Source organism: Arthrobacter sp. StoSoilB22 (genome assembly GCF_019977315.1).
Taxonomy (GTDB): Bacteria; Actinomycetota; Actinomycetes; order Actinomycetales; family Micrococcaceae; genus Arthrobacter.
Genome location: NZ_AP024652.1, coordinates 4218896 through 4241246, shown reverse-complemented (window position 1 = coordinate 4241246; position 22351 = coordinate 4218896). Strand labels below are relative to the sequence as shown.

21 protein-coding genes are annotated in these 22351 nt (G+C 62.7%); 14 read left to right on the top strand and 7 right to left on the bottom strand.

Annotated features, from left to right (window positions below; genetic code table 11):
- Positions 1-65 precede the first annotated feature (65 nt).
- The 3 genes from LDN70_RS19625 (at position 66) to LDN70_RS19615 (ending at position 3361) form a co-directional block, all read left to right on the top strand.
- The gene (locus LDN70_RS19625) at positions 66-1640 is read left to right on the top strand and encodes a dihydrolipoamide acetyltransferase family protein (protein ID WP_166842504.1); all 1575 of its coding nucleotides are present in this window, start codon (positions 66-68) and stop codon (positions 1638-1640) included.
- A 118-nt stretch (positions 1641-1758) separates the two neighbouring features.
- A complete protein-coding gene (locus tag LDN70_RS19620; RefSeq protein WP_223942692.1) occupies positions 1759-2355 on the top strand; it encodes a phosphatase PAP2 family protein in 597 nt (198 codons plus the stop codon).
- Positions 2356-2545: 190 nt separating this feature from the next.
- A complete protein-coding gene (locus tag LDN70_RS19615; RefSeq protein ID WP_353618941.1) occupies positions 2546-3361 on the top strand; it encodes an APC family permease in 816 nt (271 codons plus the stop codon).
- Here LDN70_RS19615 and LDN70_RS19610 read toward each other — a convergent pair.
- The 3 genes from LDN70_RS19610 to LDN70_RS19600 all read right to left on the bottom strand — a co-directional run bounded on the left by LDN70_RS19610 (position 3342) and on the right by LDN70_RS19600 (position 5558).
- Positions 3342-3653 carry a hypothetical protein gene (locus LDN70_RS19610; RefSeq protein ID WP_142937623.1) on the bottom strand — a complete coding sequence of 104 codons (312 nt, stop codon included), beginning with the start codon at positions 3651-3653 and terminating at the stop codon, positions 3342-3344. The two genes, LDN70_RS19615 and LDN70_RS19610, sit on opposite strands and share 20 nt — an antisense overlap.
- A 172-nt stretch (positions 3654-3825) precedes the next feature.
- Positions 3826-4254, bottom strand: a complete 429-nt coding sequence (locus LDN70_RS19605; RefSeq protein ID WP_142937556.1) for a universal stress protein — start codon at positions 4252-4254, stop codon at positions 3826-3828.
- Entirely contained in the window at positions 4251-5558 is a 1308-nt protein-coding gene (locus LDN70_RS19600) for an aminotransferase-like domain-containing protein (RefSeq protein ID WP_142937557.1), read from the bottom strand. The genes LDN70_RS19605 and LDN70_RS19600 overlap by 4 nt, the downstream gene beginning before the upstream one ends.
- A 110-nt stretch (positions 5559-5668) precedes the next feature.
- Here LDN70_RS19600 and LDN70_RS19595 point away from each other — a divergent pair, with 110 nt between their 5' ends.
- The 3 genes from LDN70_RS19595 (at position 5669) to LDN70_RS19585 (ending at position 8252) form a co-directional block, all read left to right on the top strand.
- On the top strand, positions 5669-6517 hold the full coding sequence (locus tag LDN70_RS19595) for an isocitrate lyase/PEP mutase family protein (RefSeq protein WP_142937558.1): 849 nt from the start codon (positions 5669-5671) through the stop codon (positions 6515-6517).
- Between the two features lie 102 nt (positions 6518-6619).
- Positions 6620-7732: a hypothetical protein gene (locus LDN70_RS19590; RefSeq protein WP_223941167.1), complete on the top strand. Its 1113-nt coding sequence runs from the start codon at positions 6620-6622 to the stop codon at positions 7730-7732.
- Positions 7713-8252: a hypothetical protein gene (locus LDN70_RS19585; RefSeq protein ID WP_142937560.1), complete on the top strand. Its 540-nt coding sequence runs from the start codon at positions 7713-7715 to the stop codon at positions 8250-8252. The genes LDN70_RS19590 and LDN70_RS19585 overlap by 20 nt, the downstream gene beginning before the upstream one ends.
- Positions 8253-8382: 130 nt before the next feature.
- Here LDN70_RS19585 and LDN70_RS19580 read toward each other — a convergent pair whose 3' ends face one another.
- The gene (locus LDN70_RS19580; protein ID WP_223941166.1) at positions 8383-9291 is read right to left on the bottom strand and encodes a GerMN domain-containing protein; all 909 of its coding nucleotides are present in this window, start codon (positions 9289-9291) and stop codon (positions 8383-8385) included.
- 88 nt (positions 9292-9379) lie between these two features.
- On the bottom strand, positions 9380-9949 hold the full coding sequence (locus LDN70_RS19575; RefSeq protein WP_142937561.1) for an NAD(P)H-dependent oxidoreductase: 570 nt from the start codon (positions 9947-9949) through the stop codon (positions 9380-9382).
- A gap of 123 nt (positions 9950-10072) precedes the next feature.
- On the opposite strand from LDN70_RS19575, the gene LDN70_RS19570 reads away from it, so the two are divergent.
- The 7 genes from LDN70_RS19570 to LDN70_RS19540 all read left to right on the top strand — a co-directional run bounded on the left by LDN70_RS19570 (position 10073) and on the right by LDN70_RS19540 (position 19556).
- Complete coding sequence (locus LDN70_RS19570; protein ID WP_223941165.1) at positions 10073-10678, top strand: TetR/AcrR family transcriptional regulator; 606 nt, start codon at positions 10073-10075, stop codon at positions 10676-10678.
- A 331-nt stretch (positions 10679-11009) separates the two neighbouring features.
- Positions 11010-11993, top strand: coding sequence for an ABC transporter permease (locus LDN70_RS19565; protein ID WP_142937562.1), 984 nt, complete (start codon positions 11010-11012; stop codon positions 11991-11993).
- The gene (locus tag LDN70_RS19560) at positions 11993-12964 is read left to right on the top strand and encodes an ABC transporter permease (RefSeq protein WP_142937563.1); all 972 of its coding nucleotides are present in this window, start codon (positions 11993-11995) and stop codon (positions 12962-12964) included. Before LDN70_RS19565 ends, LDN70_RS19560 begins: the two co-directional genes overlap by 1 nt.
- Entirely contained in the window at positions 12961-15120 is a 2160-nt protein-coding gene (locus LDN70_RS19555; RefSeq protein WP_223941164.1) for a dipeptide ABC transporter ATP-binding protein, read from the top strand. Before LDN70_RS19560 ends, LDN70_RS19555 begins: the two co-directional genes overlap by 4 nt.
- Before the next feature lie 76 nt (positions 15121-15196).
- On the top strand, positions 15197-16924 hold the full coding sequence (locus LDN70_RS19550; protein ID WP_142937565.1) for an ABC transporter family substrate-binding protein: 1728 nt from the start codon (positions 15197-15199) through the stop codon (positions 16922-16924).
- A 185-nt stretch (positions 16925-17109) separates the two neighbouring features.
- Positions 17110-18326 (top strand): IS3 family transposase gene (locus tag LDN70_RS19545; RefSeq protein ID WP_142937384.1). Its coding sequence is split into 2 segments (ribosomal slippage): positions 17110-17374 and positions 17374-18326, totalling 1218 coding nucleotides; the frame shifts between segments, so codons are not numbered across the junction.
- Between the two features lie 183 nt (positions 18327-18509).
- Positions 18510-19556, top strand: a complete 1047-nt coding sequence (locus LDN70_RS19540) for a Gfo/Idh/MocA family protein (RefSeq protein ID WP_223941163.1) — start codon at positions 18510-18512, stop codon at positions 19554-19556.
- On the opposite strand, the gene LDN70_RS19535 is transcribed toward LDN70_RS19540, so the two are convergent.
- Positions 19540-20016: a hypothetical protein gene (locus tag LDN70_RS19535; protein ID WP_142937567.1), complete on the bottom strand. Its 477-nt coding sequence runs from the start codon at positions 20014-20016 to the stop codon at positions 19540-19542. The two genes, LDN70_RS19540 and LDN70_RS19535, sit on opposite strands and share 17 nt — an antisense overlap.
- Before the next feature lie 36 nt (positions 20017-20052).
- On the bottom strand, positions 20053-21255 hold the full coding sequence (locus LDN70_RS19530; RefSeq protein WP_166842499.1) for a WXG100 family type VII secretion target: 1203 nt from the start codon (positions 21253-21255) through the stop codon (positions 20053-20055).
- A 334-nt stretch (positions 21256-21589) separates the two neighbouring features.
- On the opposite strand from LDN70_RS19530, the gene LDN70_RS19525 reads away from it, so the two are divergent.
- Entirely contained in the window at positions 21590-22306 is a 717-nt protein-coding gene (locus tag LDN70_RS19525; protein ID WP_142937569.1) for a hypothetical protein, read from the top strand.
- The last annotated feature ends 45 nt before the right edge of the window (positions 22307-22351 follow it).

Here is a 22351-nt window from a genome sequence, read left to right as displayed (position 1 = left end):
CGTCCTACTAACCGCCCTGATCCAGCCCGGCTTCGCTGCCGGGTAACCGGAAAACGAGGACCACTGTGACTGTAAAGAAATTCAACCTGCCGGACGTTGGCGAAGGCCTGACCGAGGCCGAGGTAGTGGCTTGGAAGGTCAAGCCGGGTGACGTCGTTGCCATCAACGACGTCCTGTGCGAGATCGAGACCGCCAAGTCCCTCGTCGAGCTCCCCTCGCCTTTTGCGGGTACTGTCACCGAGCTGCTGGTTGAGGAAGGTATCACGGTTGAGGTGGGCACGGCGATCATCGCTGTTTCGGAAGGACAGGACGGGGACGCTGCACCGGTGACGCCGGCTGCTCCGGAGGCCCCCGTCGTCGAGACGCCCCTTTACGGCAAGCTGCCTACCGACGACGGCGATGACAACCGTCCGGCCGGCGGGCCGTTGGTCGGTTCCGGCCCCAAAGCCGACGCCGTCAAGCGACGTGCGCGCAAACGCCCAGCCGGGTCAGTGGTTGAGGCAGCCACCATCGCCGAGAGCGCGGAGGGCACCGTACAGGACCATCAGGCAGCCGTTGAAGCCAAAGCAGCCGAAGCTTCGGTTGCACACCGCACGACGGCGGCCTCCGCCGTGGTCGCGGCAGAATCTCGTACAGCGGAATCCCGTACACCGGAGCCCCGGACGCCGGCCAAACCCGAAGCGCCGCAGGCTGCGGCCTCCCGCGGTGCCGCTATCGGCGGAACCATCAGCGGCTTGGTCAACAAGGTCCTGGCAAAGCCTCCCGTACGCAAATTCGCGCGGGATCTGGGAATCGATCTCGCAGATGTGGTGGCTACCGGCCAACGCGGCGAAGTGACCCGCGAGGACCTGGTGAGCTACCAGGCCCAACGCGACGCCGAGCTTGACCAGGCCGATAGCTTCTGGGGGGCTTCCAAGAAACCGCAGGACCAGCGTGTAGAGCGGATGCCGGTCAAGGGCGTACGCAAGGCGACCGCCAAGGCCATGGTGGATTCGGCTTTCTCGGCTCCGCACGTCAGCATTTTCGTGGATGTGGATGCCAGCCGGACTATGGAGTTCGTCAAGCGGCTAAAGGTCTCCCGCGACTTTGAAGGTATCAAGGTGTCGCCGCTGCTTATCCTGGCCAAAGCAGTGATTTGGGCCGCGGCACGAAACCCCAGCGTCAACGCGACCTGGGTGGACAACGTCGACGGTAAAGGTGGTGCGGAAATCCAGGTGAAGCACTACATGAACCTGGGCATTGCCGCCGCGACTCCTCGGGGCCTCATGGTCCCCAACATCAAGGACGCCCAGGATCTGTCCCTCAAGGAACTGGCCCTGGCCCTTAACGAACTGGCGACCAAAGCGAGGGCAGGGAAGACCCAGCCGGCTGAGATGCAGGGTGGAAGTCTGACCATCACCAACATCGGCGCACTCGGCATTGATACAGGAACTCCCATTATCAACCCCGGCGAAGTAGCCATCATTGCGTTCGGAACCATCAAGCAGAAGCCCTGGGTCCTGGACGGCGAGGTCATTCCCCGCTGGATCACCACGCTCGGGGGTTCCTTCGACCACCGCGTAGTAGACGGTGATTTGTCCGCACGCTTCATGGCGGACGTAGCCTCCATACTCGAAGAACCGGCGCTTCTGCTTGACTGACGAGAAAGCCCGTACCGGAGCCGGGACAACAGCGGGCGCCGGGACTACTTCTGGCGCCGGGATTACTTCTGGCGCCGGGGCAACACTGGAGGAAACCGGCCGCGGACAGCTTCACGTGGTGACTGGGCCGTTGCGCAGGGTGGCCCGCGTGCTGACGGAAGTTTTCCAGCCACCGGTTGTCGTGTTCGTTCTTCTGATGATCAGCCCTGCTACGGAACCCGGGTTCCCAGGGACCATGTGGTTCGGGCTGCTCGCGGCGATGTTCGTCTGCGTCTTGCCCTTGGCCTATGTCCTGGTGATGGTGAAGCTGGGCAGGATCACAGACCATCACGTCAGCGACCGCCGTCAACGGCCCGCGTTGCTTCTGATGACGCTTGTTTCCGTGCTGGTTGGGTTGCTGGTGCTGCACTTGCTTAACGGCCCTGTGGGAGTCGCGGTGATGATCATCGCGCTCATAGGGGGCATCGGGGTTTTAGCCGTCGTCAGTGCGTTCTGGAAAATGAGTGGTCACGCCTCGGCCCTGGCGGCCGCAGTGGTGATTGCCATCCTCATGTTTGGGCCGGCTTGGCTCCCTTTGCTGCTCCTCGTGCCGGCTGTTGGCTGGTCACGGCTGGTTTTGCGGGCCCACACCCTAGCGCAGGTCATTGCAGGCTCCTTGTTTGGAGGCATTGTGATCGCCGGCCTGTGGTGGCTGTTGCGGGAGTGGATGCTCTAGCCGCAGCACCTCGTAGCCGCAGCACCTTCAGGCGTGCGGTGCCCTCAACCGTCGAGGGTCACGGCTCCACCGCCCCGCACCACCCGCAGAGGAGCGGGCCGGTCTACTACAAGCTCCGGGATGGAGTTCGCAGCAAATTCGAGCCGATACCCGGCCGCTGACTCCGGGGGAAGGTGGGGTCGCACCGGTGATGGCGGCTGCTGCCATTGTGGCCTTTGCCTTCCTGGGATTCGATGGCGTTTCCACGCTCTCCGAAGAGTCTCGGAATCCCCAACGCGATGTGCCGCGGGGCATCGTCCTGTCCACGCTTTTTGCCGGCTTGGGCTACACCGTGTTTTCCGTGGCCGGTAGTCTGATCGCTCCCGATTGGAGATCCATCATGAACCTCGATGCCGCGGGGACCGAACTCATGCAGCGCGCAGGAGGGGATGTGCTCATGGTGGTTTTCGTGATCGTGAACCTTTGCGGTTTGGTTCTGTGCGGGACTGCTGCCCAGATGAGCGTTAGCCGGGTTATCTATGCCATGGGAAGGGACAGGATTCTGCCCGAGGCCTTGGCGAGGCTGCACCCGCGCTTCCGGACGCCCTACTTCGCAGCGGTGCTTGTCTCTGCGGTGTCTTTGATTGCCCTTGTCATCACGCTGGAACAGGCGGTGTACATGATCAACTTCGGGGCTCTGGTCGCCTTCGCCGTGGTGAACCTGGCAACCATCAAGGTGGTCTTTTTCGACCTGCGGAAGCGGGGAGCAGCGGGGATTGTGCGCAATCTGGTCATGCCGGTGCTGGGTTTTGCCTTCATCGCCTGGCTATGGACTTCGCTGGCCTGGTTCACGTACCTGCTGGGCGCCGCGTGGCTTGCAGTCGGAGCCGTTATTTTCCTGCTGCGCAGGCGGAAGTCCGGAGGGCAGGTAGCTCTCACGTTCGACGACGGCATGGTCGCCGCGGCTGCGGTCCCGGCGGGACCTAAGTCCGGGGAACGCGAGGGCGCTAGAACGCCGGGTAACTGACCAGCAGCGCCTGAAGTTCCGTCGTCGACATGTGGTTTGCCATCTCAACACTGATGCCCATGGCGACGGCGGCCACGGTCACCATGGCGACGCACGCCAGGGACAGGAAGCGCCAATCTTTGCGGAAGACGCTGCCGAATGTTTCGGGCATCTCAAGGCTGGGGGAGATCATGTTGGGGGCGCTGTCCCAGGAGCCGTCGTCGAGCATGGCGATGATGCGATCGTTGCCCCGGTCGTAGCGCATGGTGCTGATGTGGTTGCCGTGGCGGGCAAGCAGAATGTCGTGTCCCACGCGCTGGCGCGGCTGCAAAGTAAGCAAAAGATGATCCCCTGAAGTCAGTAAGTGGAGGTGGCACGCGCCATTGGGGGCATCTCGATTTTATAACGATGACGTTGGGGATCCTGCTTAAAGGGCGCCAAAGGCCGGGTGAGACTCCCCACCCGGCCGCGTGATTCAGCTCGCTTTACGGCTGGTCGGTTTTGGCGATGTAGACATCGCAGGGTGCCGTGTGTGCCACGGTGTTGGCTACGCTTCCAAGCACGCGGCCCAAGCCCTGCATGCGACGATTACCCACCACAATCAGGCGGGCCTCATGCACTTCAGCTTCCTTGACCAAAGCTTCCCCGGGCTTGCCGCGGGCTGCAGAGTAGGTGACCTCAAGGCGGTCGTCAGCCAGACGCTCGGCTACTGCGCGGGCCACAGCTTCGGCCTCGGCGGCATCGGAGACGATCCACTTGTCCGTGCCGATCTCAACAACCTCTGTCCGGTTGCTGTCGAAGGCACTCACCACGCGAAGGCTGGCTCCGAGGCCGATCGCCAACTGCTGGGCGGCCTGCGCTGCCCTCATTGCGGTCTCGCTGCCGTCTACTCCTACAATCACAACTCCGGTCATTGCGGTGCTCCTTCATTGGTAGCTTCAATGGCTTCCGCCAGGACGGGGGCCAAGCGGCGGACGCCTTCGGCTATCGTATCCGGCGGCACGGCGCTGAATGCGAGGCGGAGTTTATTGGACGGCCCGTCGGCTGGTGAGAAGGCTGCGCCGGGGATGAAGACGACGCCGGCGTCGATCGCCTTTCCGAGCAGGGGATAGGTGTCTACGCCTTCAGGCAGGGTGACCCAGACGAAAAAGCCGCCATCCGGGCGGGTCCAGGTGAGTCCGGCCGGCATGTACTCCTGGAGCGCGGACAGGAGTGCCTTGCAGCGCTCTGCATAGAGGGCCCGGTAGGTGTCGATCTGACCTTGCCAGTCGTACTCGCGGAGATATGCCGAGACGAGCATCTGGTTCAGTGGCGGCGGGCAGAGCGTCACTGCCTCGGAGGCCAGGTAGAAGCGCCGCTGCAAGTGTGCGGGAACAAGCGCCCAGCCAATGCGGAGTCCAGGAGCGAAGATCTTGGAGAACGAGCCGAGGTAGATGATGTCGTCCGGGTTGGCGGCCCGCATGGGGGCGATCGGGTGGCCGTCGAACCGCAGCAGTCCATAGGGGTTGTCCTCGAGGACAATAATATTCGCAGTGCGGCATATATCGACGATCCGCTGCCTGCGCTCCTCGGCCAAGGTGATGCCGGAGGGGTTGTTGAAGTTGGGGATCGTGTAGAGGAACTTGATGTTCTTGCCCTCTGACTGGAGTGCCGCGATCCTGGCCTCAAGCAGTTCCGGTACCAGGCCGTCGTCGTCCATTTCGATCGGTTCCACCTGAACCTGGTACGCCTCGAACGTGTTCAGGGCGCCTACATATGTGGGGTTCTCCACCAACACAACATCGCCGGGGTTGCAGAAGACCTTGGTGGCAACGTCCTGAGCCGACTGGGATCCCGCGGTGATAACGATGTTGTCGGGGTGGGCATCGGTGATTCCTTCAGCGGCCATGATGGTGCAGATCTGCTGGCGGAGTTCTTCGGTGCCTTGGCCGCCGCCGTACTGCAGGGCGGTCATTCCCTCCTCCGCGATAATGCGGGCGGCGGTCTGGCCGAGCTTTTCCAGCGGCAGCGACTGCAAGTAGGGGTTGCCGCCAGCAAGGGAGACAAGGCCTGGTTGCATGGAAATGTCGAAGACGTCCCGGACAGCGGACTGTTTGATGTTGGCGGCCCGCGCGGAGAACAGTTCCTCGTGCGGGTGAGAGGCCGTGGCGGCCCGCTCAATGGCGTCGATGGCTTCAGCGGGCAGCGTTGCGCCGGCATCCAATGTTTCGTGGGTCACAGTCTCAGGATACTCCCCGATGTTGCTAATGAGGCAACATATGTTTTCGAACGCTTTTACTTTCTCAGGTCACGCTTTACGCGGGGATCGGGAAAGGCTGGAATGTAGCTATGACAGCGCACCGGGGATCCGTGACCAAAGCCGAACACTTCCATAAGCTCCACGACGCCGGGCCCGCCCCCTTGGTGTTGGTGAACGTCTGGGATGCCGCCTCCGCCAGGGTTGTGGAGGAGGCAGGTGCGACGGCGATTGCCACCTCGAGTTCAGCCGTTTCCTGGAGCCTGGGGTTCCGCGACGGGGACCACGTGCCGTGGGGTTTGGCCATGGCAGCACTGGGGCGCATCGCGGGGGCAACCCGATTGCCGGTTTCGGCCGACATCGAGACGGGCTACGGGCGAACCGATGATGAACTCCGGGCGACCGTCCACGCCGTCCTGGACGCAGGTGCAGTGGGAATCAACATCGAGGATTCCGCAACTGAGCCGCTCACTGACATCGACGAGCAATCGCGCCGGATCGCGTTGATCCGCCTGGTCGCTGACGAGCGCGGCATTCCGTTGTTCATCAATGCCCGCACGGACACGTACCTGTCAGGCGAGTTCCCGGACACCGCCTACGAGGAGACCCTGCGGCGTGCCGAGGCCTACCTCACGGCGGGTGCGGACGGAATCTTCGTTCCCGGCGTGGTGGATCTGCATGTCCTCCACGAGCTGTCCAACCGGATTCCCGCCCCGCTTAACGCACTTGCGGGAGTCGGTGCGCCGTCGCCTCTGGAATTGCACGACGCCGGCGTTCGGCGCGTCAGCATCGGTGGCAACACCGCCAAAGCGGCGTACGCCCAGGTGGCCCGCGTTGCGAAGGAGATCCTCGGCGATGGCAACTGGGCCGGGCTCTCAGGCACGCGCAGCCACGATGAGATGGATTCGCTCTTCGCCCCGGGGCCCAAATACAGCCTGTGACCTTTCGCTGCACCGGGAACCGGATGAGGCACGACGGCGGCACGCGGCTTTAATGTCAGACCTCGCCACTAGCGTGGGTCACGGAAGACGAGGGGAGAATCCATGGCACGGCGCAGTGTGCAGTTCTGGCGGATCGAACAGCTGAACGGTGACGAGCTCAGCCGTCCGTTTCCGGCCCGCCGTGTGGCCGAGGTATTGAAGAAGGCCCAGGATACGGGGACGGACAGGCACTTCACGAGCATCGACGGCACGGTGTTGCTCGCACAGGCCGCCGCATCATCACCGTTTCCAGTGCTGCTGTTGGACAGGGTAAGGGACACCAACCTGCCGAGTGTCGGCGATGCTCTTGGCCGCCGCAAGCCCCTGCCTTTGGCTCCCGGTGACCACCTGCTGGAGACCACGTACTTTGCCTTCCTGAAGCGCAATGTCATCGCGGTGCTGACCAGCGGTAACGGACCACGTGCGTCCAGGCTGGGCGAGTACCTCGAAGGAATGCTGGGACTTGAGCCCAGCCTGGTGCCGGTAGTCCGCGAGGACATCGAGGAAATCCTGACCCGGCTGGAGGTGAGCCGTTTCGAGTTCGCGCTTCCTGCTGAACGTTTGTCCGGAAAGCTCATGGACGGCGAATGGGCGGACGTCCTGGACAGCGCTTCCCGTCTCATGAATCAGGGCACGTTCCGGATTTCCTTGAGCGTTGGCAGGTCCGGCAAGGCCGAGGACAAGCAGCGGATTCGGGAGCGGATCCAACAACTGATCCACCTTTTTCGCCGGGCCGGATCCGTGGATCATTTCGACTACGTGGTGGCTGAGGGCAAGGACTCCCTGACTGGGGACCGTGAAGTGGTGGACCTTCTCAAGGAGCGGTTCATCTCGCACATCGAAGTGGACCCGGACGTCTTCAACGATCCTCAAAAATCCACCGCAGAAGCAATCGTTATCCTCAACAAACAAGCCAGGGACAACGAGGCGTTTTTCGCCAGGACTTTGCCGGACATCAGGGGCTCGGCTGACTCGGGCCTGGTGCCGGACATCGTTGCGGGTGGAATGGCCACTGTCCGGGCGGCACTGGCGGCTGCGGAGAGCGCTGAAAGGGCCGGGCAAGTAGCTGAAAGGGCCCGTCAAGTAGCTGGAAAGGCAGGCAAGGCGGCCGGAGAGGCGGATCAGTCAGCAGGGGAGAGCCAAGGTGGTGGCGACCATGAGCTTGTACGAGGTTGACGTCCAGCGGAACGGGCGCCGCAGGACTCTGTGGCGTTGGTTTCTCCTGCATCCCGGTGCTGACTTCGCTTGGGCTGCGCTTGCCGTGATCATCTGGCTGGCAATATCGCTGCTTGCGCGTCAACCGCTGATGCTGGAGAGCGTGGACCCTGGGGCCCGGCGAACACTGTTCCAGACACTCGCCACCCTGGCCGGGGCCACGGCGGGGCTGACTCTCACCAGCGTGTCCATGTTGATCAACGTGTTGGGAAAGAAAGCTGCACCAGGTCAGCGGGAACTTCCCTTGGAGAAGCTGTCCGCCACACACCGGCGCCAGATCGGCGAGGTGTTCCTTTTTGCCATCCCTGGTTTGGGCTTGCTGGTGGTTGCCGCCCTGGTCACGGTGGTTCTGGAGGGAGACTCCGTTACGGGACTGTGGATCCCGGAGGCTCTGGCTTTCCTGCTGGCGTTCGCTTCCGTCCTGGCGCTTCTTCGCGTGGGGTGGGCGCTACGGAGGGTGTTGGCAATCGCCACGGCGTGAAGCTCCAAGCCCCGCCAGTCCGCTACTACGTTGCGAGCCCGCTATCACGTTGCGAGCCCGCTATCACGTTGCCGGGCGACAACGGAACAGCGGCTTCACAACGGGTTGCGGGGCCACCGGCAGCCCGTCATCACCGCACGCTCAGCGCCTCTGTCAGTGTTCGGCCGTTCACGTAGATCTCGGCACGTGAAGCGCCGCTGGCCTGCACTATGGTCTGCGTCAGTTGCGCCTGGATGCGCGGGATGTCGCACACACCCCCGGGCCGCAGTGATCCGCTGAGGTTCACCACCACCGTGGCCCCGTTCATGTAGCCGGAGAGATAGCGCAGCGACGAATTGGCCAGTGCGTCGTAGAGGGCTGCATCGCTATCCACTGGCATTCCGGCTTCCAGGAGCCGGCCGAGGGCAACGGACAGCGGATCGCCGGGTACGGCAACGCCCCTGACGGGTACCAGGCTGTCGTTGCAGCCGAACCGCACGCCCCGGGCGCCGCCGTCGTCAATTGCCACGTAGTAGACCGCCGGCCCGGTGGTGTCAGCATCCACGGGGATGACGGTGGGCGTAGCTGTTGGTTCAGGCGCGCTGGTGCCTGGCTGGGGTGAGGGCTCGACGACGGCGGTCGGCTGGGTCGGTGGGGCCTCGGAAGGAGTGATCGAGGGCGCGGGAGTGGGTGTTGCCGGTGAGGGTGGAGCGGCAGGGACGGCAACGGAGGGAGTCCCGGACTGTGCAGGGGGAGGAGTAGGTGGGGCAGGAACTGACGCAGCGGGCGCGGATGCCGTGGGCGTGGTGCTGGGTGATGGGGAGCGTGGGGTGACCGAAACCGTCGGTAAGGGGGTGGGACCGGCAGCTGGGGTAGGTGCGGTAGTGCAGCCAGCCACCCACAGACCGAAGATGAGGCAGGCAGCGGTGATCGCCGTCGTGCTTTTTGTTCCCCGTCCGGCATGCATGACAGCCCCGCGCTCCTGTCCATCCACCTGTACTTCCAACGGTAGGACGGGATGGCCGAACACAACATGCCGTTCCGGTGACGGTTCGGACAAGAGTTGATCACGTCCGCCGAGGCAGGCCGCTGGAACGCGAATGCCCCCGCTCCGCGGCTAGCGGAACGGGGGCATTAAAAGCGGGGGATCAGGCTGCTGCTTCTTCTTCTTCCTGAACGGCGGTCAGGGGCTCGAAGATGGCCTTGATCTGCTCTACAACCTCGGCGTCGTCCTTCGGGTGCAGTTCAGCGAAACGGATCATGGAACCCGGTACTGCAAGCTTGACGTCCTCAAGTACCTTGGCGCCGGCGATCCCGGCGGCCTTGCGGGCCTCATCCTGCGCCCACACGCCACCGAACTGGCCAAAAGCGGTTCCGACGACGGCGGTCGGCTTGCCGGAGAGGGCGCCGGCACCGAACGGGCGGGACAGCCAGTCAATGGCGTTCTTCAGGGAGGCGGGCATGGTGCCGTTGTGCTCGGGGGTGACCAGCAGGATGGTGTCGGCGTCGGCTGCTGCAGCGCGGAGGGCGGCGGCTTCGGCGGGGACCTGGCCTTCGACGTCGATGTCTTCGTTGTAGAAGGGGATGGTGCCCAGCGAGCCGTGAATCTGCACGTCAACGTTCTCGGGTGCGTTCAGCTGGATGGCTTCGGCGAGCTTCTTGTTGTGGGAATCGGCGCGCAGGCTGCCGACGAGGGTAAGAACTGTGCTCTTGGACATGGTGTCTCCTTGTGTCTGGCCGGTGCCTTGCGGGTCCGACCTGCGTTGTGTGGGCTTTGTGGCCTTCATCGATACTAAACGGACTATGGTCCGCTTTCTATTCCCGGGGTCTAGAATATTTCTGTGAGCTCGATCCCCATGAGGCCGGACGTGCCCCTAGGTGCGCCCCACGAGCGCAGCGACGCAGCGAGAAATCGCGAGCGCCTCCTCAACGCTGCCCGGGATCTGGTGGCCGAGTTTGGTGCCGAAGCGCTGACCATGGATGCGCTCGCTTGCAAGGCCAAGGTGGGCAAGGGGACTGTGTTCCGCCGGTTTGGCAGCCGCGCTGGGCTGATGATGACGCTGCTGAGTGACTCGGAGTCTGAATTCCAGGCTGGTTTCATGTTCGGCCCACCCCCTCTGGGTCCCGGGGCGTCACCGAAGGATCGTTTGGTGGCGTTCGGCGAGGGGCGGATCTATTTCGTCTTGGAAAACGGTGAACTCCTGAAGGCCGCCGGGGCTGCAACCCGCAACAGGTTCGATGTTCCCGCGACCAAACTTTCGCATCGACATATGGAGGTCCTGCTGCGGGAGGCGGGAATCGCGGATCCTTGGGTGATGGCGATGTCCCTGACGTACGCTCTGGACCCTGAGCGAATCGTGGACGACGTCCGCGTCCGGGGCATTTCACCCACCCGGCTTGCGGATTCCTGGCGTGAGCTGATCACGCGGCTCCTGCGCGCGGCCTAAACAGCCAAGGGCCGGCGAATATGCCCGTGAGGGCACTCCTGCCCGCTCCTCGGTGAGCCCATAAGTATCGCTGGGGTCCTAAACATGACGCAACCTGCACATAACAATCTGGCTGCAGCCGCGAAACTGGACACCGTGAAGCAAAACGTGAAGCAGTTATTGTGGTAGTTTCCTCTTGAATGTGACGCATGCCATACAGGGCTGGTGATCACTGAAGGGGCGTGGGGACCCAACCACCCGCTGCGCCACTTCGCAGCTGACGCCGGCCACAGCCGGGAACCGCGGAAGGACGAGCTTTGAGTTTTGCCACGATTCGGGGCAGCTACCCGACATGCTGAAATATCTGATGAAGCGGTCGGGAATCTACCTGATCATGATCTTCCTGACCACGAGTGCAGGGTACTTCCTGGCGGTCTCGTCCCTGAAGCCCGCAGTTCTGGAGCAGGAGAAGATCCCGCGGCCAACCCCCGAACAGGTAGCGGCGTCCTTCAGGGGACTCGGTCTTGATCCGGAGTTGAACCCGTGGGAACGGTACATTCAATGGCTCTGGGGCATTGTCACCCGCTGGGACTGGGGCCGCAGCCCCAACGGCGCGTTCGTCAACGCCGAGTTCGCCGACCGCGTGTTGGTCTCCACCCGGCTGTTCATCGCCTCGATCATCCTGACCTTGGTGATCGGCGTCGCCCTCGGTGTCTATTCCGCCGCACGCCAGTACAAGTTCCAGGATCGCGTCATCACGTCCTACAGCTACCTTGTCCACATCCTCCCCGCGCCCATCGCCTACTTCCTGGTGCAGCTCGGGGCCATCGGCATCAACGAGGCCGTCGGGGAGCGCATCTTCTTCGTGACAGGAATTTCGACGCCGGGAATCGACCCCGGTTGGCCCGCTTTCGTTGACATGGTGGCCCACTATGCCGTGCCCACCTTCGCGATGACCGTCTTTGGTTGGGCTGGCTACCAGATCGCCCAGCGGCAGTACCTGTTGGACAACGTCAATGCCGACTTTGTCCGCACCGCCCGGGCCAAAGGACTCACCCGCAACCAGGCCATCAGGAAGCACGCGCTGCGCGTGTCCTTCATCCCGGTTGCCCAGAGCATCGCGTTCACCATCCCCGCAATCTTCACCGGCGGCTTCTTCGCCGAGGCCATCTTCGCCTGGCCAGGAATCGGCCTCTGGAGCATCCAGGCCATCAGCCTGCAGGACGTCAACGTGGCCACGGCCACCTTGGCCTACGGGTCAGTGATCTTCGCGATCGGCGCCATCCTTGCTGACTTCGCCACCACACTGGTCGATCCACGAGTGAGGGTCCAGTAATGACAAACATCATTGATCCCATTGCGGAAATCGACGAATCCCGGGTTGGCGACCAGGACGTCGTCATTGGCAAGTCCCGAATCATCTTCCGCCGCTTCATGCGGAACCGGACCGCCGTCGCCGGCTTGTTCATTTTCCTCGCGTTGTTCCTTTTCTCGATCTTTGGCGGGTTCCTCACCTCATGGGACAAGGACACCATTGATCCGTTGAACATTGGCATGCCGCCGTCGCCGGACCACTTGCTCGGCACCACGCAGGCCGGTATAGACCTCATGGCGCTCATTGTCGATGGCACCCGGACGTCCATTCTCATCGGTCTGATCGTGGGCGGCTTATCCGTCCTGATCTCCGCCGTGTACGGCTGCACCATGGCGTTCTTCGGCGGCAAGGTGGACGCCACCATGCTGTTCATCCTCGAAGCGCTCATCATGATGCCCGCCATTCTGGTGGTGGCAGTGGCAACCAGCGGCAGCGGTGGGCTGAAGGACCTGCCCAGCTGGCTCCTGCTGGTGGTCGTGCTCCTGTTCTTCAGCTGGATGGGAACCGCCCGCCTGGTGCGCTCGCTGTCCATGTCCCTCATGCAGCGCGATTACGTCAAAGCCGCCAAATACATGGGTGTCCCCTCCCGACGCATCGTGTGGCGCCACCTTGTCCCCAACATCGGCTCGCTGCTGGTCCTCGACTTCACCCGTGGCATCACCGGCGCCATCCTGGCCGAAGTCGCGTTCTCCTTCATCGGGATCGGCATCAAACTCCCTGATGTCAGCCTCGGTGTCCTGATCGGGCAAGCCACGGGGCAGGTGTCCTCCTTCCCGTGGATGTTCTGGGTTCCGCTGACCGTCATGTTCCTGCTGACAGGCTCGCTGGCCATGATGAACGACGGACTCCGTGACGCCTTCGATCCCAGCTCCAGTTCAATTGGCCGGGCGAAGCAGGCCAAGCCCCAGACTGCGAAGAAGACCACCAAATGAGCACCAACATCACTCCCGCCGAACGCCTCCGCGACGCCGGACTCTACGCCCCCGGTGACGCCGTCCTCAGCGTCCGCGACCTGAACGTCCGGTTCAACTCTGAGAATGGCGTAGTCCACGCAGTCCGCGGCGTGGATTTCGACCTCATGCCCGGCAAGACCCTGGGCATTGTGGGCGAGTCCGGTTCCGGCAAGTCAGTCACGTCCATGGCCATCATGGGGCTGCTCCCTGAAACCGCTGACATCACCGGCTCCGTCCGCTACAAGGGCAAGGAACTCCTGGGCCTCAGCGACAAAGCCATGTGCAAGCACCGTGGCAGCGACATCGCCATGGTCTTCCAGGACCCCCTGTCCTCGCTCACTCCCGTTTACACGGTGGGTAACCAGATCATCGAGGCACTGACGGTCCACAACCCCACCATGAGCAAGCAAGCGAAAGAAGCCCGCGCCGTCGACCTTTTGCGGATGGTGGGCATCCCAAGCCCCAAGGACCGGCTCAAAGCATTCCCGCACGAATTTTCCGGCGGAATGCGCCAGCGCGTCATGATCGCCATCGCCATCGCCAACGATCCTCGCGTACTTATAGCGGATGAACCCACGACGGCGTTGGACGTCACCATCCAGGCGCAGGTGCTGGAAGTCCTGCACACCGCGCAGGAGGAAACCGGCGCCGCCGTCGTCATGATCACGCACGACCTCGGCGTCGTAGCCGGCATGGCCGACGACATCATGGTCATGTATGCCGGCAAGCCCGTGGAAACCGGAACTGTGGAGGACATCTACTACAACCCCCGGATGCCGTACACGCTCGGCTTGCTGGGTGCCGTCCCGCGCGTGGACACCGCCACCAAGCAGTCGCTGGTTCCTATCGAAGGAACGCCGCCCAACCTCGCATTGCCAGTGACCGGGTGCTCATTCGCCGCCCGCTGCCCCTTGGTCAGCGACGCCTGCCTGCACGGTGAGCCGGAGCTCATCACCGTCCCCGGTGTTGAGGGCCAGACGTTGGGGCATAAGGCTGCGTGCATCAAGTCCAATGAACTCTCCGGCGACGCGGACGCGCACAAGATCTTCCACGCACCGCCCAAGCCCATCTCAAAGTTCGACGGCGTGGCGCGCGGCGAGCGTACCAAGGTCCTGGAACTCAAGGACGTGAAGAAGCACTTCCCGCTGCTCAAAGGTGCCTTGATCAAGCGACGGATCGGCACGGTCAAGGCCGTGGACGGCCTGAGCTTCGACATCCGCGAAGGCGAGTGCGTCTCCATTGTGGGGGAGTCCGGCTGCGGCAAGACCACCACGCTCCTGGAAATCATGGAGTTCCACCCTGACCAGGTGGGCGAAGTGGTGATCGGCGGCGTCAGCAACAAGGCAGCAACCAACCACAAGACCACCATGGCCATGCGCAAAGAAATGCAGATGGTCTTCCAAGACCCCACGGGCGCCCTGGATCCGCGCTTCACGGTGTACGAGGTCCTGGCCGAACCGCTGGAAAACCTGGGCATGCCCAAGGCCGCCATCAAGAAACGCATCATGGAACTCATGAAGCTGGTGGGCCTGCAACCTGACCATGTGAACCGCTTCCCCAACCAGTTCTCCGGAGGCCAGCGCCAGCGCATCGGCATTGCCCGGGCACTGGCGGTCAACCCCAAGCTCGTGGTCCTGGACGAACCGGTTTCTGCCTTGGACGTCTCCGTCCAGGCCGGCGTGATCAACCTGTTGGACAAGCTCCGGGCAGAGCTGGGCCTGAGCTACCTGATGGTGGCGCATGACCTCTCGGTGGTCCGGCACATTTCAGACCGTGTGGCCGTGATGTACCTCGGCAAGATTGTGGAAACCGGAGACGTGGACGACGTCTTCGACAACCCGCGCCACCCCTACACCCGGGCACTGCTGTCCGCGATCCCGGTGCCGGACCCTTCCCTGGAACGCACCCGCGAACGCATCATCCTGCAGGGTGACCTTCCCAGCCCGCTTGATGCTCCCAAGGGATGCAACTTCGCCACCCGGTGTCCCGTGTTTGCCGCCCTCCCTGCCGCAAAGCAGGAAAAGTGCCTTACTCTGGAGCCGCCACTGGCTTCGGAAAAGGAAGGCACACAGGACTTCGCCTGCTTCTTCCCGGACGGAGAGATAGATGCCGACATGCTGGTGGTGCATGCCTGACGACATATGAAGCATTGAAGAATCCCTGGTCTCAATTCGCACAAGATATTTCAGTCGTAAACATGAAGGGCAAACCATGAAGAAATACACGACGATCGGTGGCGTAGCGCTCGCAGCAACGCTCATGCTGACCGCTTGCGGCGGGGGAACGCCGTCGGGTCCGGCCTCGCAGAAGGCCGAAGAGAGCGGCGGCGACATCAGCAAGCTGATCAGCGTCAACGCCAAGGAAGCCAAAGACCTGGAGCAGGGTGGCACCGTCACCTTGGCTGTAGGCAGCATTGGTCCCGACTTCAACGGGTTCTCCAATGTGGGCAACAGTGCCGACAACTCCGCGCTGATGACGCCTATCAACACCGCGTCCATCAACAGCGGTGGCATCGGCGGTTGCTGGAAGCTGGACTTCGACGGCAAGGCAGAGCCCAACAAGGACTTCTGCGAAGAGGTCAAGAGCGAAGTCAAGGACGGCAAGCAGACCGTCACCATCAAGATCAACGACAAAGCGACGTGGAACGATGGAACCCCCATCGACGTCAAGACCTTTGAGAACACCTGGAAGATGCTCCGCGGTGAGGACAAGTCCATCGACATCGTGAGCGCCGGTGCTTACGCTTTTGTGGACTCCGTCAAAGCAGGGGCCAACGACAAAGAAGTCATTGTCACCACCACCCAGCCCGTCTTCCCGCTGGAAGGCCTGTTCTTCGGCCTGATCCACCCGGCCATCAACACCCCGGAAATCTTCAACACCGGATTTGCCGGCAACATGCATCCCGAATGGATGGCAGGACCGTTCAAGGTGGAGAACTACGACACCACGGCCAAGACCGTCACCATGGTTCCCAACGACAAATGGTGGGGCCAGAAGCCGGTTCTGGAAAAGGTCATCTGGCGTCAGATGGAACCCAGCGCAACCATTGCCGCTTTCAAGAACGGTGAAATCGATGCGGCCAACGGCCGCACACTGGGCCGCTACAAGCAGCTCGAAGGCACCACCAACTCCGAGGTCCGCCGCGGTCAGCGCCTGTTTGCTGGTGGACTGAACCTGAACGCCAAGCGGCCGGCACTGACCGACGTCGCAGTCCGTAAGGCGATCTTCACAGCCGTAGACCGCAAAGCTATCCGCGATGTGCGCTTCAACGGCCTGAACTGGTCCGAAGAAAGCTCGGGATCCATGATGCTCATGCCGTTCTCCGAGTACTACCAGGACAACTACCCCGTGAAGGACACCGGCGCGGAAGCTGCCAAGAAGGTCCTGACCGACGCTGGCTACACGGCCAACGACAAGGGCATCATGGCCAAGGACGGCACTCCTGTCTCCTTCAAGATCACCAACTTCGGTGATGACCCCACCACGGCTGCCACCTCGCAGACCCTGCAGAAGCAGCTTCAGGCTGCAGGCATGGATGTTGCCATCGACCAGCGCGGTGACGCTGACTTCGGCAAGGTAATTGGTAGCCGCGAGTTCGATGTGACCATCTCCGGTTACACCGTAGGCCCGGACGCCACCGACGCCGTGAAGCAGTACTACGACTCCGCCACCAACGAAAACGGCCTGGGCGACGCTGAGCTCGACGCTGAAATCAAGCGACTTGCAACCATCGCTGATGACAAAGAGCGCAACAAGGCCGCCATGGAAGTAGAGAAGAAGCACATGGAGAAGTACTTCTCCATGGGTACCGTCCTGAACGGCCCGGAGATCCAGTTCGTGCGCACGGGCCTGGCCAACTACGGCCCGTCCCTGTTCAAGAGCCTCTCCAACGTTCCGGACTGGACCACCATCGGCTGGGAAAAGGGCGCTAAGAAGTAGGCTCCCCGCAGCTGTAGTTTGACCAGCTGTAGTTTCCTGAAGGCCGGGAACTTCCCTCAACCTGAATCGGGTTCGGGGAGGTCCCCGGCCTTCGCCATGCCCACCCTCTCTCACTTCCCTCGTGCTTTAGCCGGATTGCGGCCGTATGGTTTTCTGAGACAGGTTGATGGGAGATCGACTTCAGAATGACTGGTCCTAGAAGAAAATATGATGCGGCTTTCCGTGAGGAAGCTGTGCAGCTGGTGTTGTCCTCGGATCGTTCAGTGAAGCAAGTCGCTGACGAGCTCGGGGTGAAGGAGAGCACGTTGGGGAACTGGCTTCATCGGCACCGGGGAAAACATCAGGACGGTCCTGCTCTAGAGCCTGTGGACCCGGGCCCGGTGTCCTGGGATGAACACCGGAAGGCCTTGGCTGAGAACGAGAGATTGAAGGCCGAGGTCGAGTTCTTGGGAAAAGTCAGCGCCTTCTTTGCCGCGAAGCAAAAGTAGAGGACTTCTACGAGTTCATCGAAGCGGAGAAGGCCAACCATTCCGTGGCCTGGCTATGCCGGGCGTTGAAGGTTTCCAGGGCCTCGTTCTACCGATGGCGCAACCCGGCCGGGCCATCCCCGCGGGCAGTACGGCATCAGGATCTCGCCGCCGCGGTTACCGAGCTGTATAAGGAGGAGAAGGGCCGTGCCGGCCGGGACCAACTGACCCTGCTTTTGAACGAGAAGGGAGTGCGGGTCTCGGCCCCCACTGTCGGGGCGATCATGCGTGAGCACGGGCTGCGGGCCGTCCGCACCCAGGCCTGGAAGGCAACTACCGTCCAGGATCCGCAGGCCAAAACAGCCCACATCGAGAACCACATGCTCGATGCAGAGGGCAAGCGGGACTTCACCTCAACAGTGCCCGGAACCCGCCTGGTCGGTGACATCACCTACCTGCGCACGGGTGAGGGCTGGCTCTACCTGGCTACGGTGATCGATCTTTTCTCCGGCATGGTCATCGGCTGGTCCATGGCCGGGCACATGCGCGCGAGCCTGTGCACCGCGGCGCTGCAAATGGCCCGCAACCACGGCCACCTGACCGGGGCCTCGGTGGTGTTCCATTCGGACCGGGGCACCCAATACACCTCGGATGAATTCCAGAAATGGTGCGGCGATAACTCGGTGACGCAGTCCATGGGGAAAGTCGGGGTCTGCTGGGACAACGCCGTCGCGGAGAACTTCTTCTCCCACCTCAAAACCGAGTTCTACCACCACCAACGCTACGGCTCCCGACTCGCCGCCCGAACCGGTGTCATGGAATACATCGAGGGCTGGTACAACCGCCGCCGGCCCAACCGCCGAGCCGGCGGCATACCACCAGCCAAAGCCCACACCAACTACCAAACCCGCGCCCAGCAACCCCTGGCCGCCTAACCAAAAACAACAACGAGACCTGTCTCAAAAACTTGACGACCGCAGATGCTCTCTCACTTCCCTCGGGCTTTAGCCGGACCCTCTCTCACTTCCCTCGGGCTTTAGCCGATCCCTCTCTCACCCGGTGATAGAGGGTTGGCGAAAAAGGGCTATTACGTGAGAGAGGATCGGTAGCCTAGGCACATGACTTCCCAGCCGATACGTACCGCCGTTGCAGGTTTTGGCCTTTCGGGCAGCGTCTTCCATGCGCCCTTCATCGCGAGCAACCCTGCTTATGAGCTCGCAGTTATTTCAACCTCGGACGCCGGAAGGCAGGCCAAAGCGAAAGAGCGGTACCCGGAAACGCGCATCGTCAGTTCCCCACAGGACATCCTGGCTCTCGCGGACCAACTGGACCTGGTGGTCCTGGGCACTCCGCCCGCCACCCATTTTCCACTCGCGAAAGCTGCGCTGGAAGCCGGGCTCGACGTCGTCGTTGATAAACCGTTCACGGTGCGCAGCGCCGAGGGTGAGGAACTGATCCGACTGGCTGGGAAACTGGGCCGTGTCCTCACCGTCTACCAAAACCGGCGATGGGATGGTGACTCGCTCACCGTGAAGAAACTGCTCGACGCCGGGACGCTGGGAACCGTGACCCGGTTCGAGGTGGGCATGGAGCGCTGGGCGCCGGAAATCGCCAAGGCTTGGAAGGCCAGCGCCACGGCCGAAGACGGCGGCGGTGTCCTGTTCGACCTCGGCACCCACGTCCTCGATCTCACTCTCCGGTTCTTTGGGCCGGCCACCGTCACTTTCGCGGAAATACAGGCTCGTCGTCCTCAGGAAAGCGCCGCCGACGACGTGTTCCTGGCTCTCCGGCACGAGTCAGGGGTGATCAGCCATGTCACCCTCAACCTCAACAGCCAACTCCATGGCCCACGCTTTCGCATCCTCGGCACAGAGGGCGGCTACGTAAAGTTCGGCACCGATCCGCAGGAGCCGTACCTGCTGGGTGGCGGGCTGCCGACGGATGCGGAGTACGGCGTCGAAGCTCCCCAAAACCACGGCACGCTGGAGGGAGACGGGCAGCGCACCGCTATCCCCACGGAGCGCGGTGCATACCCTGAGTTTTACCGGATCCTCGCCGAAAAGCTCGACGACGGCGGCTCAGCATCCGCGCTTCCGTTACCTGTGGATCCGGCGGACTCGGTTGAGGTGCTGAAGCTGATCGAGCAGGCTAGGACGCTGGCGTAATGTCAGCGCTGGCGACCAACGAATAGATGGCCTTCAGGTCCTCGCCTTCACTGGGCTGGCAGCTGCCAGTCAGCTGGACGATATCCGAAGCGGCGTCCTGATGGACCACCGTAACGGCGGTGAACTGGGTCAGTGAGCCCGCTTGCGGGTGTGTATAACGTGCCTCGCGTACGTACCAGTCCCTTCCGTTGATCACTACCGGTTCTGTGCCCAGCAGGACGGCGTCCGGCAAAGCGTCCAAGAACGAGTCAACGGACGCAGCGATGTCCTGCAGCTGGTAGCCAGGCAATCGACGGGACACGGAGATGACCACGTTTGGCGTGTAGCGGCCTTCGGATGCAGGAGCCATCAAGGCGCCCACGGCGTCGGGGACCACCTGATGGGTCCACCCGGCTGGCGGGCTGAGTTTGATGGTGGGGTAGGCGGGGAAAGCTGTGGACGGGAATACCTGCTGCGACATGGGAGCCTTTCCGGCAGTGGACTGGAGTGAGGAATGTCAGTTGTTCAGGAAATCGACGAATCCGGTGACGGAATCCACCAACCCCTTGGGGCTGAGGGTGATCTGGCCACCCGCACCCAGGCCCAGTTCCGCGGTGAGCTTGGCGCCCGCGCCCAGAGTGAGCCCGTCCTCGTCAACGGATGCCGTGAAGAAGTGACCCTCGCCCGCTCCGGCGGCGACCGTTGCGTTGAGAGTTACGGTTTGGCCCAAAACTTCTACATACCGGCTTCCAGTCAGTTCCGCTCCGGCACCTGCGCTGAAGGCTGTCCCGGTGGTCTCGCGGCCCTTGACGCTGACCTCGCCTTCGCCGGCGCTTGCCCAGGCTCCGGCCCGCAATTCTCCGCCCTGACCCACGGAGAACAAGCCGCCGGCGAACTCGGTCTTGTTATCTATGGTGACCTTTTGACCGGCAAAGCCTTCCCCACCCGCGGAAAACAGGAACGGGCTGCTGGCATTGGCGTGTGCGCTGGCCTCCACTCCTGTCATCATTCGCGTGGTGGAGGTGTCGGTCACCCAGCCGTCAAAGAAATCGGATCGTACGGTGGTCACGTTCTCTGCGCCTGCGAATGCTTCGCCGTTGGCGTGGGCGTTCGGCAGTCCGAACCCGAACGGCACACTGGCCCCGTACTCGCCTTCGGCGCGCGCGCCCACAAACGTTTCGTTGGTAACTGTCGTCTTGACCGGACCGAACTCAGAGCCTGCCTTCCAGGTCATCTCACCTCCGGTGGAAGCCTCGCCGGAGCCGCCAACGTCGATGCCGGCCGGACCTATGGAACCGTGCGTTTCGCCCGACGCTTTACTGTCGAAGGAGCCGCTGCCTTCCACCGTGACCGGGCCGTAGGTAGTGGGATCAAAAGTGAACTCCAGCGGCCCGGGTGCTGTCCTCCCCGTCCCTGCTGAGGGTCCTCCCTTGGATCCCCCGGGACCGCCCGTGGAGGCTTGTTCCTGCTGGTCTGCGTTGAGTTTTAGGGCGCGGGCGTTGGTCCGCAGACATGTGGCTGCTGCTCCCAACCGTCCGCGGAGATCGCTCTGCCACCTGCTCCGGAACTGGTCGGCGTCATTTCCCTGCCAGTACGAACCTGCCTGGATCATGGCTGTGAGCTGCTGTTGAAGACTTGTGATCTTCTCAGCCTCGGCGTCCATGACAGCGGACAAACGCCGGAGATCCCCGACATCAGCGCCTACCAGTCCCTGCCCCATCAGATTCTCAGCCCCATCACGTATCCCCTGAACGTAGTGCCATGTCAATCGCCGGGCGTCCAAAGGTGCCGGGCGGTTTCTTGAGCATAGTTGGCCCCAGCGTGCCCGGCCATGGGGACATCTAGCCAGTGTGGAAAAGGAGCGTTATGTGGATAAGTAGCAGCACGGCCAAGAAGCAGTATCCGAGCTCTTGAAAAAGAATTTCGGACAAGGCGTAACCTCACCGGCGTCGCGAACGATGTAGGGGGTGTGCGGGCCACGTCCGCACGCTGATCATCCGGTCGCGACCCAACCGCGGCCGGGGCAATCCCAAAATCGTTTGTCGGAGGGTTTCATGTCCTTGTTCACTGTCCTTGCCACCAGCAAAGTCGCCGCGGGCGTCCTGGCTGCCGGAGCTGTAGCTGCCGGTGGAACCGGCGTCGCTGCGTTCAATGGCGCACTTCCCACTGATATTCAGCAGTCCGCCCACGACCTCGTTGGAGCGCCGGCCCCGGTGGCCGGGAAGACCGTCGCAGCAGCCGAAGCTGCAGCAGCCGACGCTACCGAAACCGCCAAGTCTCAGGCCACTGACGCCGTCGAGACCGCGAAGGCAACGGCAACCGAGGCCGCCGAAGCCGGCCAGGCCAAGGCTGCCGACGCAGTGTCCGATGCCAAAGCTGCGGCAGAAGATGCCACCTCCCCGGAGGCTTTCGGTCTCTGCACCGCTTTCCTCAACGGCGGCCTGGAGTCCGACACGAAGGTTCCGGGCTTCGAGTCCTTGACCATCGCTGCCGGCGGCGAAGCCAAGGTGGAGGCGCATTGCGAGTCCGTGGTGGAAGCCGGTAAGGCCGCCGGCCTGAAGGCTGACGGTTCGGCAAAGGCTGAGGCTGACGTCGACGCCGCCGTTACGTCCGAACTGCCTGCAACCCCTGCCGTACCGGCTGTCCCCGCAGTGCCGGGCGTTCCCGCCGCGCCGGCTGTTCCTGCCGTTCCCGCGACTCCTGAGCTGCCCACTCAGCTTCCCTCCGAGGTCCCGGCTGTTCCGGGCGCACCCCTCGATTCTGTCCGCTAAGCAAGCAGCGGTTACGGTTTAAGGGCGGGGCTCCTTGGCTTAGGA